At 66.9% G+C, this 11,197-nt stretch carries 11 protein-coding genes and 2 pseudogenes; 10 read left to right on the top strand and 3 right to left on the bottom strand.

Annotated elements, in window-relative coordinates; all coding sequences use genetic code 11:
- The 7 genes and pseudogenes from ACLIBK_RS21575 to ACLIBK_RS21545 all read left to right on the top strand — a co-directional run.
- Positions 1-349 (top strand): annotated as a pseudogene (locus ACLIBK_RS21575) (DDE-type integrase/transposase/recombinase); the annotation flags it as partial.
- Between the two features lie 230 nt (positions 350-579).
- On the top strand, positions 580-2,082 hold the full coding sequence (istA, locus tag ACLIBK_RS21570) for an IS21 family transposase (RefSeq protein ID WP_415389373.1): 1,503 nt from the start codon (positions 580-582) through the stop codon (positions 2,080-2,082).
- Positions 2,079-2,900 carry an IS21-like element helper ATPase IstB gene (gene istB / locus ACLIBK_RS21565; protein WP_415389370.1) on the top strand — a complete coding sequence of 274 codons (822 nt, stop codon included), beginning with the start codon at positions 2,079-2,081 and terminating at the stop codon, positions 2,898-2,900. The genes istA and istB overlap by 4 nt, the downstream gene beginning before the upstream one ends.
- A gap of 122 nt (positions 2,901-3,022) precedes the next feature.
- Positions 3,023-3,328 (top strand): annotated as a pseudogene (locus tag ACLIBK_RS21560) (integrase core domain-containing protein); the annotation flags it as partial.
- A gap of 34 nt (positions 3,329-3,362) precedes the next feature.
- A complete protein-coding gene (locus ACLIBK_RS21555; protein WP_415389369.1) occupies positions 3,363-3,647 on the top strand; it encodes a hypothetical protein in 285 nt (94 codons plus the stop codon).
- Positions 3,648-3,713: 66 nt separating this feature from the next.
- Entirely contained in the window at positions 3,714-3,983 is a 270-nt protein-coding gene (locus ACLIBK_RS21550) for a hypothetical protein (protein WP_415389368.1), read from the top strand.
- A gap of 1,717 nt (positions 3,984-5,700) precedes the next feature.
- On the top strand, positions 5,701-5,991 hold the full coding sequence (locus tag ACLIBK_RS21545; RefSeq protein WP_415389367.1) for a hypothetical protein: 291 nt from the start codon (positions 5,701-5,703) through the stop codon (positions 5,989-5,991).
- A gap of 125 nt (positions 5,992-6,116) precedes the next feature.
- Here the strand turns inward: ACLIBK_RS21545 and ACLIBK_RS21540 are convergent, their stop codons facing one another.
- The 3 genes from ACLIBK_RS21540 to ACLIBK_RS21530 form a co-directional block, all read right to left on the bottom strand.
- A complete protein-coding gene (locus tag ACLIBK_RS21540; protein ID WP_415389366.1) occupies positions 6,117-6,371 on the bottom strand; it encodes a DUF6894 family protein in 255 nt (84 codons plus the stop codon).
- Positions 6,372-6,522: 151 nt separating this feature from the next.
- Positions 6,523-7,751 (bottom strand): IS3 family transposase gene (locus ACLIBK_RS21535; protein ID WP_415389365.1). Its coding sequence is split into 2 segments (ribosomal slippage): positions 6,523-7,415 and positions 7,415-7,751, totalling 1,230 coding nucleotides; the frame shifts between segments, so codons are not numbered across the junction.
- Between the two features lie 848 nt (positions 7,752-8,599).
- Positions 8,600-9,172, bottom strand: coding sequence for a hypothetical protein (locus ACLIBK_RS21530; protein ID WP_415389364.1), 573 nt, complete (start codon positions 9,170-9,172; stop codon positions 8,600-8,602).
- A 381-nt stretch (positions 9,173-9,553) separates the two neighbouring features.
- Between ACLIBK_RS21530 and ACLIBK_RS21525 the strand changes: the two genes are divergently transcribed.
- The 3 genes from ACLIBK_RS21525 (at position 9,554) to ACLIBK_RS21515 (ending at position 11,197) form a co-directional block, all read left to right on the top strand.
- A complete protein-coding gene (locus tag ACLIBK_RS21525) occupies positions 9,554-9,796 on the top strand; it encodes a DUF6894 family protein (RefSeq protein WP_415389363.1) in 243 nt (80 codons plus the stop codon).
- Positions 9,797-9,964: 168 nt separating this feature from the next.
- On the top strand, positions 9,965-10,711 hold the full coding sequence (locus tag ACLIBK_RS21520) for a Crp/Fnr family transcriptional regulator (protein WP_415389362.1): 747 nt from the start codon (positions 9,965-9,967) through the stop codon (positions 10,709-10,711).
- Between the two features lie 189 nt (positions 10,712-10,900).
- A complete protein-coding gene (locus tag ACLIBK_RS21515) occupies positions 10,901-11,197 on the top strand; it encodes a hypothetical protein (RefSeq protein ID WP_415389361.1) in 297 nt (98 codons plus the stop codon).

Raw genomic sequence — 11,197 nt, 5'->3', positions numbered from 1 at the left:
GCGGGTGGAGCGGATCTGGCGGGCGGAGGGGCTGAAGGTTCCGGCGCGCCAACCCAAGCGCGGGCGGCTGTGGCTGAACGACGGGTCGTGCGTGCGGCTACGGCCGGAGCGGGCGAACCACGTCTGGGCGTACGACTTTGTAGAGGACCGCACCCGGGACGGGCGCAGGTTCCGCATGCTCAATATCGTGGACGAATACACCCGCGAGTGCCTGGCGATCCGGGTGGGCCGCAAGCTGAGCTCGACGGACGTCATCGACGTGCTGACGGACCTGTTCATTCTGCGCGGTACCCCTGGCCACATCCGCTCGGACAACGGGCCAGAGTTTGCAGCCACTGCAGTGAAGGACTTGTAGCGCGGCGATCAGGGTGGTTGTGAGCGTCAATCAGGATGGTGATCGCCGGAGCTGACCGGAGGTTGGGCGTGGGCCGGCCGCAGGTCGGCCCCGGCACGGGCGGGCCCGGATGGGCCTGGTGGTGGCTGCGTGAGGCGCGCGGCGGGATGGAGTGGTCTCCCTTTGCCCGGGAGATCGCCTTCGTGCCCGGCACGCACATCACCGACCAGCAGGCGAGACTGTACATGCACCACCGCAGGACCCAGACCCGGCAGATCGCCGCGGCCCGCGCCGGCATCAGCGCGAGCACCGGCGCGCGGCTCGACGCCGATCCCCGGCTACCCTCCCAGGCACGCGCCCCGCGCGGCCGCCGCCGGCCGGACCCGCTGCTCGCGGTGTGGGAGGCCGAGATCATGCCCATGCTGCAGGCCACGCCTGGGCTGCGGCCGGTGGCGGTGTTGGAGGAGATGCTGCGCCGCCATCCCGAGCTGTCGCCCGGGGTGCGTCGCACCCTGGAGCGGCGGGTGCGCCACTGGCAGGCGCTGCACGGCCCCGAGCGAGAGGTGATCTTCCGCCAGACGCACCCGCCCGGGGCCCAGGGCCTGTCCGACTTCACCGACGCGGGCGGGCTCGGGGTGAGGGTCGCGGGCGAGGTGCTGGCACACCGGCTGTACCATTTCCGCCTGGCCTTTTCCGGCTGGGCGCATGCCGAGGTGGTGCTGGGCGGCGAGAGCTTCGCTGCCCTGGCGAGCGGGCTGCAGAACGCCCTCTGGGCGCTGGGCGGCGCCCCGGCCGAACACCGCAGCGACAGCCTCTCGGCGGCGTTTCGCAACCTCGAGCGCGACACGGCTGCCGACCTGACCCGGCGCTACGAGGCGCTGTGCGCCCACTACGGCATGCAGCCGTCCCGCAACAACCCGGGCCTGGCGCACGAGAACGGTGCCATCGAGGCCCCGCACGGCCACCTCAAGGCCGCCCTGGAGCAGGCCCTGCTGCTGCGCGGCAGCCGCGACTTCGCCGACCTCGCGGCGTACCGGCGCTTCGTCGACGAGATCGTCGGCCAGGCCAATGCCCGGCGCCGCAAGGCGGTGGAGGCCGAGCGCGCCGCCCTGCGGCCGCTGCCGCCACGGCGCACCACCGACCACGACGAGGCCCTGGTCACCGTCACCCGCAGCGGCGGCTTCCTGCTGCGCAAGGTGTTCTACACCGTCCCCTCGCGCCTGATCGGCCACCGCCTGCGGGTGCACCTGCACGACGATCGGCTCGAGTGCTTCCTCGGCGGCACCCTGGTCGTCACCCTGCCGCGCGGGCGGCCCTACCAGGGGCGCCACGCGCCCAACCGCATCCTGCACGTCGTGGACTACCGCCACGTCATCCACGCCCTGCGCCGCAAGCCCGCCGCCCTGCTCAATCTGGTCTACCGCGACCAGCTGTTCCCCCGCGACGCCTACCGCCAGACCTGGGAGGCCTTGGTCGCCGCCCTGCCGCCGCGGACGGCATGCCGCACCATGGTCGGCCTGCTCGCCCTCGCCCACGAGCGGGCCTGCGAGGCCGATCTCGCCGCCGAGCTGGAGCGCCGCCTCGCCGCGGGTGACCTGCCGGACCTCGTCGCCCTGCAGCGCCACTTCGCCCCGGCCGATGCCGCCATCCCGGCGGTAAGCGTGACCTTGCCCGCGCTCGCCACCTACGACGCGCTGCTGCGGGTGGATCCGGCCGGCGACGAGGACTGCGCGGAGCTGCCGGCATGAGCCGCCTCGAGGTCGACACGGCGCGCCTGCCGCTGCTGCTGGGCGAGTTGCGCCTGCCCGCCATCGCCCGGACCTGGCCGGAGATGGCCGAGCGCGCCGACCGCGAGGGCTGGCCCGCCGCCCGGCTGCTCTCCGTCCTCGCCGAGCTCGAGATCGCCGAGCGGGCCCGCCGGCGTATCGAGCGGCACCTCGCCGAGGCCCACCTGCCGCCGGACAAGACGCTGGAAGGCTTCGATTTCGCGCATGTGCCCATGCTGAGCAAGGCCCGCATCATGGCTCTCGCCGCCGGCGACGCCTGGCTGGCCCAGGGCGCCAACCTGCTGCTGTTCGGCCCACCCGGCTCCGGCAAGAGTCACATCGCCGCCGCCCTGGCGCGCACCCTCGTCGAGAACGGCTTTCGCACGCTGTTCACCCGCACCACCGATCTTGTCCAGCGCCTGCAGGCCGCCCGCCAGGAGTTGACCCTCGAGGCCGCCATCACCAAGCTCGACCGCTACGATCTGCTGATCCTCGACGATATCTCCTACGTTCGACGTGACCAGGCGGAAACCAGCGTACTGTTTGAACTGATCAGCCGACGCTACGAGCGACGCTCCCTGCTGATCACCGCCAACCAGCCCTTTGCCGCCTGGGATAGCGTCTTTCCCGATCCCGCCATGACCGTGGCAGCCGTGGACCGTCTCGTTCACCACGCCACCGTCGTCGAGATGAACGTCGAGAGCTATCGCCAGCGCGCCGCCGCTACCCGCAAGGGTCGTACGCCGACCACAAAGAGGACAGCGCCGCAGAACCCACCGCCCGACCCACAGCCAACCTGATCTCCGTTCGCCCTTCTTGCTTGCCAGCGGCAATCTGGCGCGGCAATCATCATCCCAAGCGCAGCCGCATCACCATCCTGATTGCCGCGCACTCCTCATCCAGATCGCCGCGCTACAAGGACTGGATCCGCGGCGTCAGGGCCAGGTCGGCGTTCATTGAGCCCGGCAGTCCGTGGGAGAACGGCTACGTCGAGAGCTTCAACGGCAAGCTCCGCGATGAGCTGCTCAACGCCGAAGCGTTCAACACCCTGGCCGAGGCCAAGGTCCTGATCGAGCAATGGCGCGTGCACTACAACACCGTCCGCCCGCACTCCGCCCTGGGCTACCGGCCGCCCGCCCCGGAGGTCGTCATGCCCGGCCAGCCAGTCCCGCCTGCCAGCCCTGGTCCGGCCAGTTCAGCCCCGCCCTCTACCGCCATGCTCCACTAAAACCTTGCCCGGATCACCTCATGGGGGCTGGTCATTGGACCCGGCCGGGATCGAGCGCGTGGTGGGAGGTACGGCCAGCCGCTTCGTGCGGTGGCTTTACAGCGGCGCGGAAAGCCAGCTGCAGGACTTGGTGTATCGCGCCGCACTGGATCCGGAACTTGCCCGCCGGCTGGTGCTGAAAGCCACCCCCGACAATCTCAACGCCATTGCGGAAATCGGGGAGCGGACACTCGGGCAGCGGCTCCGGGGCGCGGCCGGCAACGTGGTGCGGCAGCTGGCCCCCGCTGGCGCTAACGCTGGCGCGCAGGGGCGCGACTAGCGCAGCGAGCCCTCTAGCCCTCCGTCCGTTGCTGCCGCAGATTGAACGGACGGAGGGTGAAAATCCATGCGGTTGCATCTGGTGGGTTTGGGCGTGGCGCTGCTGGCGCTGGGTGGATGCGCGACGCAGCTCACGCTGTTGATCACCGACCTTCACCCGCCCGGGTTCTTCTCCGCGCTGCTGCATGGTCTAATCGCGCCGTTTGCGCTGGTGGGCGGGATTTTCACAGAAGCTCGCGTGTACGCTTTCCCGAATAGTGGGTGGTGGTACGACTTCGGCTTTCTGCTGGGGCTGCTTCCGTGGGGCGGGATTGGCGCCAGCATCGCCGCGGCATGAAGGGGCGTAGCCAGATCGGGGGACGATACACGAAACGGTTGCGCTTTTGGCCCTGCGGCCGGGGTGCATGACTACCTGCCCGGCCGGGGAACCTAGTCGGGGCGACTTTTGGCGCAACTTGCGCCGAAACCCAGCCCAACCTGCCCACAGTGGACAGGTTTCCACCGGCCGAGTTTCGGACAAGTTGTCCAATACCCTGCGGCCAGTGAAACAGTTCCGCTTGATCTATGGAGCCTTGATCGGCCCCGCCTTGCGGGCCAGTGCATCCACCCCGTGCTTGGTGGGCCAAGTTATGGTCCGAGCTGCTGCGCCCTAACCGTTACTTGGTGGCATCCGAGAGTTTACCCGCTGCAAACGGGAAGGCTTTCGCGGCACCCGTCCAAGAAGGTTCTCTACGAGCTTTGGCCCGAGGTTCGGCTCCTTCCACTGCCAGTCCTGTGGAAGCGTGGAAGATACAGAATGGACAGCATTGAGCAGATCAAGATTGAACTCAGCCGAAGCCTTCACATGCTCCGGTAGGTGTAGAAGGGCCACTCGCAACATGCTCGCCAAGCCTGCGTACGCTATCTGAAGGCGCTCTAGTTCGAGGTCACGGGCTCTCATCTGGGCGTCCAAAAACTGTCTCGGTGTCCCGATATTGCACTGCACCATACAGGTTCCACAATGGTTTTGACCGACCGTCGCTGCCCTGCTGCCAATCCCGCCACATAGGCGCTTGGCAAGTCGCCCAGGGTCGAGGCGAGGCTATTTATCTCCCGGCCGCCCGCCACCCGTCCTGCAGCGCCGCCGTCCGGCACAAGTACTCTCCGCGCCGGGTCCGGCCGAAGAGCCGCGCGCCCTCGGCGTGGAACACCCGGGACGCCGGGTTGCCCCACACCACCGGATCGGTGCCGCAGGCCACGCGAGTAGCCTCTAGGCCAGCATGTTGCGCGCCTGGGGCGGTACGGCGCGGCCGTGCTTGCCGGGGCGCTGGCGCAGGGTTCGGGGGCGCTGGTGCAGGTGTCACGGTCGCCGCGGGTGCGTCATCGCGCGCGAAAGGGTTGGGGCCAACGGTGATCCCCTGCGCCCAGGCCGTACCCATCAGCGCGAGGAAGCCAAGCGCCAGGCAGAGCCCCTTCACGCCGGGTTCGGCCCGCCACCAAGCGCAGGCCGCTCTGGCGCTGGTTCCAGCAGTGCCGGTCCGTTGTTCCGCACCAAGTTCACCGTCCTGCTCACCGGCTCCATGGTCAGCAGATCATCTGGCGCTGGCCGAAGCAGTACTGGGAACTCCCTGTCCGCCTCGGGGCAGCTTTCAAAGCTGTGGCAATCGCGGCCTTTCACGGCTTCTTCACCCCTTTCCGCTTGTCATGCTGCATCGCAGCAATCATGCTCCCGACACGGCTTAGGGAGGATCAGCAAAAGGATGCTGCCCCTATGCTCGCTCTCACCTCCATACTCGTGCTGGCCGGCCTTGTGGCCGCTCACGTAACGGCCCGGATCCTCGTGGACCGTGCGGACTTCCCCAAAATGCCTGCAAGTCCCCACGGCGCCTGACCAGAGCTTTCGCTTCGCAGCGGAAGCCTGAAGGAGCGGCCCGCCTGCGGTGCAACTCGTTGCGGGCCGCTCACGTGGGGCGCTTGGTCAGCGATGGCTAGGCGCCCCACCTTTCGCTTGGCGCTGGAACGCTGCCGCCCGATGCGCCCACTATGAGCGGTGGTAGGCGTAGGAGACCGGAACCGTGAGCGGAGCGCTGTTGGAGATCGATGGCGGTATGCCCCTCATTGTCGTTGGCAGTCCCGACTGGTTCAACGGCCAACCCTTGGTGCCGGCCTACATCGCCGCGACCGTGCGACTGCCGCGCGGCATGGATGTCGCGAAACTGGACAGCAGTTGTGCCGCCGTGTGTCTGACCTTGCGAGATGGCCGCGCCATCGAGGGTGTAGGGATGTGGCGGGCGGGAAAGCTCGCGGTATGGGGCGACCAAGTGACGTTGCGCTATGAGGGCACGGCTGTGGTGAAGGTAGCCTAGCTGCCCCGACACGAGCGGCGCGAGCCAGAGCGGCAGAGCGGCTACATCTGCGCGGCAGTCTGCTCGTGGACAACCCGGCGGCCAAGGTGGGTCTATGACGCTGGCCCACCAGGCACTCTGAGGGCTTACAGAGGGCGATCGCGACGGGTCGCAGGTGCCTCCGTGGCCAGGAAGGTAAGGACGAATAGGGTCAGGCCGGTGTGGTCGGTGACCTGTAGGGTCCACTCTCCCTCAGTCCAAAATGTCTCAGCGTGTTGTGTCAGGGTTTTAGCCGCAAGCCTGACAGCTTCCACCTTGGCCGCGGTCAGGTCCGGCAGTTCCGTTCCCGCCCTGTCCGGAAGTGTCTGGTTGTCCTGCGTGTGGAAGTAGTAGAGCGGCATGGGCGCCCCCGGGGTTGTGCGGGGTGCTAACGCACAATGCTGTGCCAAGGTCGGGCGCTAGCCGTAGCTGACTACCTGACCGGCCGAGGAACCTAGTCGCCCCTGCCACTGAAACAGTTTCGCTTGATCTATGGAGCTGGAGTTGCCCCCATCAAACCGGACACGGGGCTGGTTGAGACTGTGCGCGGATGAACTCACGGGGTGAGCGCATCCGCAAGCCTTTGTGGGGGTGAGCCTCGTTGTAATCCTCGATCCAGGCCGGGAGCTGCTGGAGGACGGCAGCGGCATCAGGGCGGGGGTGGATGCGGGCGTAGTCGCGTTTGAGGGTCTTCACGAACGCCTCGCTGACACCGTTGCTCTCAGGGCTGCGGACGGGCGTGAAACAGGCGACTAGGTTCAGCGCGATGGCGAAGTCGCGCGTGTCCTGGGCGGTGTAGGCCGAGCCATTGTCGGCCAGCCACTGTACGGGGTGGGGCGCCCGGATGGTCGCGAACCGCCGTTCGATGCAGGCCAGCATGAGATCGCGGATCATCTCGCCGCTGATGCCGCCGGCGGTGGCGACGTAGGCCATGACCTCGCGGTCATGGGTGTCGATGGCGAACGCCAGGCGCACCACCTCGCCGTTCCAGCACGGGATCTCCAGGCCGTCGGAGGACCAGCGCAGGTTCGACGAGGGGGCGATCACCGTGCCCTCGTGTACCCGGATCGGCCGCTGCGTTGCGTGGCGCTGCAGGAGCAACTGCCCCCGCAGCATCAGTCGATAGACCCTCTTATGGTTCAGAGGCTCGGCGCCCGAGGCCCGGCGGGCGCGGTTCAGTAGCGCAGTAATCCGGCGGTAGCCGTAGGTAGGCCGGGCGTCGGTGAGCTGGCGGATGGCGGCCAGCAATTCGTCGTCGCCCTGGCGCCGGTAGTGGCCCCGAGGCTTTGCGCTGCCGCGCACCTGCTCGACCAGGTTGGAGCGGGCCACGCCCAGGGTCTCGGCCACAACCTTCACCGGGAACCGGCCGGTGGCGGCGACGGCAACTGCCAGACGGGCTTTTTTCCCCGGGAAGCACTCAGCGCCTCCCGCAGGATCTCCACCTCCATGGTCTTGCGCCCGAGCAGGCGCTCAAGGTCGCGGATACGGCCCTCCAGCTCCCGCAGCCGCCCCGCGGCGACCACATCGTCATCGGCCTGGATCGCGGCCCTGCCGCCCTCGCTCATGCGCCGCCTCCATCCGAACAGCAGGCTCGGCGAGACGCCGTGCAAGCGGGCGACGGCTGAAACCGTCATCCCTGGCTGCATAGTCTCCTCGACCAGCCGCAGCTTGTGATCGGCACTGTAGCGGCGTCGGCGCTCGCGCCCGGTAATGATTTCGACGCGCGTCGGGTCGTTCGGCATAGGCGTATGCCCAGGCGTAAGCCTAGGCCCTCAGGGTTACGCCCGGTGTCCGGTCGAATTGGGGGCCACTCCAGGAGCCTTGATCGGCCTCGCGCCCAGCTAGAGCACTTCCAGGTTGGGCGAACTCAGCAAAAACGGGCCTCGGAGCTGCGAAGCCTACTTGGGACCAGCAGGAGAGCAATTATTGCAGCTGAACACACCTAACCCGGAACTGCTCTAGTGCATCCGTCTCTTGCCTGATGCGGAAAATGCCCCTTGCGCCCTCCCTGCCCCATCTGGACAGCCGCGGGCAGCAACCAAAGTCATGCCCCGTGCCCACTGCCATTCTGCGCCTCTACGAACTGCTCCCAAGCCCTGCCCGCCTAGATGCTGTGGAGTGGGTCGGCAGCCTCACCCGCGACGCGGTGCGCGTGCTGGCTGGCAATGGCGAAGAAGCGCGGCGGATCGCATGGCGGGCGTTATGGGAGGCTACCGGTGACCGTGACCTCGTCTGCCCTTGGCTGCTGGCCGAGCTGGTGGACGTGGAACGGCTCCCGGATCCACCGCCCGCCGATGCTGTAGCTGGTGAAGCGTGGTGGAACGGTATGCGCTGGGACGGCCTGGGGTGGCGGTACGATCCTGCGCAGTACCCGCCCGTTAGGCGGCTCTAGCCACGGGGGAGCCTCACCTCTGCGCCGCCCGCCACCCGTCCCGCAGCGCCGCCGCCCGGCACAAACACTCTCCGCGGCGGGTTCGGCCGGCCGCCCGGCGCAGGCCGCTCCGGTGCCGGTTCCAGCAGTTCCGGCCCGTTGTTCCGCACCGAGTTCACCGCCTTGGACAAGGGCTGCGTGGTTGGTGGGGTGCTAGGCCTACTGCTTCAGAAATTGTCGTTCCAAGTCGTCCAGGACAGCCGCTTCTGCCGCGGAAATCTTTTGCCCTATGCCCATGAAGCCACCTGCTGCCTCAGCTACCCCTCGCGCGCGAGACAGAATGCCTGACTTGAGCGCCTGTCGCGCATCGTCGGTCAGCGTTGCTGAAAGAGCGCGAATATACTCCTTCCATGTTGCAGTCAGTTCCGGTGCTGGCTTTCGAGCAAGCCAGCCTTCAAACAGCTGGTAGCTCGCATCCTCCTTGCTCAGGCCAGAATGTTCGGCACCAGCCAGAACGGCGCTGCGCTCCTTCGCGTCGATGCTGCCGTCCGCCCAAGCCACCAGTACCAAAGGCACCAGGGTAAGGGCTGTCAGTGTTACGCTGGTGATATTGAGCGTCAGCAGCTTCTCCAGAACGGCATCATCCTTGATGCCGGACGCGACCGAGAGCGCTTCCTTTCTTGCCTTGGTCTCGTCCGCCTCTCTGAGGCGCTGGAGCAAACGCGCGTCCTGCTCCGCGAAGAAGGCGTTCTCGAGCCCAGCCTTGCGGTCATCCAAGAAATCAGCGGCCATAATATTCTCCCTGGGTGATCAGGCGTCTGACAAAGGTTCACCTGTGCCACGGGTGATCCGCGCTGGCCATGTGCATTGCCGAAGGCAGCCCAGCTGCGCCAGGCATCAGCCACTCCGGCGAGTGCATCCACCCCATACTTGGTGGCCGGGATGCTTGGTCACGGCGGTGTGCCGCCGGTACATGACTACCTGCCCGGCACGGGAACCTAGTCGGCTCCGCTTGATCTATGGAGCCTTGATCGGCCCCGCCCGCCGGGCCAGTGCATCCGCCCCATGCTTGCCTCAGCGGAACATCAAACGGACGACAACACCGCCCGGATCAGTAGCGGCCTAGCCACAATGGCCCATGATGGACTGATGCCCAGGTTCTATGATGGACTGATGCCCAGGTTCTTCTATGAAATCGACAACGGTAACCTCCCCCCCGTCCACGATGACGAGGGGCAGGAGTTCGCCGACCGCGAGGCCGTCCATCAGGATGCCGTGGCCACGCTGGCAGAAATGGCCCGTGCATTGCCGAACCGAAGTTCAGACCAGAACAGGATCAGCGCCAGCGTGCGGGATGAAACCGGGAAGCTGATCTTCACGGTGACACTGTCACTGGACGTGCAATGGAGCAGTTAGAACCCGAAGGGAAAATGCACTCGGTCGGCTGAATAGCCTGGAACGGTACGATACTTACATTCGGTGGCTCGGGACACCACATAGCGGCTATTGCCTGCCGAGATCCTCGGCGCAGGCGACTGAGAGAGACTTGCACTCCCGCCGACACCCCGTCGCAGGAGAGCCGCCATGGCCCTCAGTCTCGTTCCCACATGCTCCCCCGATAACCATCTGCTCGCGGCCCTGCCACCCGCGGACCTGGCCCGGCTCTGGCCTCAGCTTGAGGCTGTTCCCCTCTCGTTACGCCAGGTCCTCTCCGCGCCAGGCGAGCCGATCACCTCCGTCTACTTCCCCGAGACCGGCTACGTTTCCCTGCTGGCCTACCTGAAGGAGGGTGACGCCATCGAGGTCGGGGTGGTCGGCCGTGAAGGGATCGTCGGGCTACCAGTGCTACTCGGTGACAACAGCGACGAGTGTGAAGCCATGGTGCAGAACCCCGGCACTGCCCTGCGCATGAGCGCAGCCGCGTTCCGCGCGGAACTCGATCGCACCCCCGCTTTCCGCGATCTCATGCTTCGCGCGGCTCTGTTTCAGCATCGGCATGTGGTGCGCACCGCGGCCTGCAACGGGCGGCACCACACTGAACAGCGTCTCGCACGTTGGCTGCTGATCGCGCATGACCGGGCCGAGGGTGACGACTTCGCGATGACGCATGAGTTTCTCGCCATCATGCTGGGCGTGCGCCGGGCCGGGATCACTGTGGCGGCTGGCCAGTTCCAGGCGGCGGGCCTGATCCGCTACACGCGGGGTCGTATCGAGGTCACCGACCGGCTCGGTTTGGAGGCGACCGCCTGCGAGTGCTACGGCGTGGCCCGGCGTGCTCTCGATCATCTGTTCGGGTCGAATGCAGGAGGGCAGAGCCTCCGGTGTAACTGAGGCGGCCGGAATGAAGCGAGGTGGCCTCAGATCAAGGCGGGTAAGCCTGATTTCACACGATTGCCCTTGAGGCGGCCTGAAAGAGCCCCCGCCCAGTCTTAAGCATGCCACAACTCCGGCGCGTCTACGCCCCGTTTCGGCCAGCGCTGCTCAGCCAGCATAAACCTGGCCCAGCGAGGACCTGGCTTCATGCTCTCCGACGCTTTCCCGCTTTTCGCAACCGGGCCAGTCACTGGAACCACATCCAGCGATCGATCACAGGCCGAGGTGTTCACCGCCTGGAACCCTGCTTGGAAGGTGGAGGAAGCTCGCGACGACGAGGGTGCGACTTACCTCTCCGTTGTTCCCCCTGGGCAGCAGTGTGCATGGTGGATCTGCCGCACAACCGAGTACTGGGTGACGGCTCTCTCGCCTTGCGGTGCGAAGGTAATCCGCTTCACCGATGTCGCGGCTGCATTGGCTGGGGTGTGGGAGCACGCCACCTGA

This window comes from Roseomonas sp. BN140053, from assembly GCF_047690175.1.
Lineage (GTDB): Bacteria > Pseudomonadota > Alphaproteobacteria > Acetobacterales > Acetobacteraceae > Roseomonas.
Note: the sequence above shows the minus strand (reverse complement) of the source record. Positions and strands in the feature narration are given on the sequence as shown.

Bases quoted from the DNA above. Each gene is read 5' to 3' on its own strand.
- istA (WP_415389373.1), top strand. From the start codon at position 580: ATGCACCACCGCAGGACCCAGACCCGGCAGATCGCCGCGGCCCGCGCC.
- istB (WP_415389370.1), top strand. From the start codon at position 2,079: ATGAGCCGCCTCGAGGTCGACACGGCGCGCCTGCCGCTGCTGCTGGGC.
- ACLIBK_RS21550 (WP_415389368.1), top strand. From the start codon at position 3,714: ATGCGGTTGCATCTGGTGGGTTTGGGCGTGGCGCTGCTGGCGCTGGGT.
- ACLIBK_RS21540 (WP_415389366.1), bottom strand. From the start codon at position 6,371: ATGCCGCTCTACTACTTCCACACGCAGGACAACCAGACACTTCCGGAC.
- ACLIBK_RS21530 (WP_415389364.1), bottom strand. From the start codon at position 9,172: ATGGCCGCTGATTTCTTGGATGACCGCAAGGCTGGGCTCGAGAACGCC.
- ACLIBK_RS21525 (WP_415389363.1), top strand. From the start codon at position 9,554: ATGCCCAGGTTCTTCTATGAAATCGACAACGGTAACCTCCCCCCCGTC.
- ACLIBK_RS21520 (WP_415389362.1), top strand. From the start codon at position 9,965: ATGGCCCTCAGTCTCGTTCCCACATGCTCCCCCGATAACCATCTGCTC.
- ACLIBK_RS21515 (WP_415389361.1), top strand. From the start codon at position 10,901: ATGCTCTCCGACGCTTTCCCGCTTTTCGCAACCGGGCCAGTCACTGGA.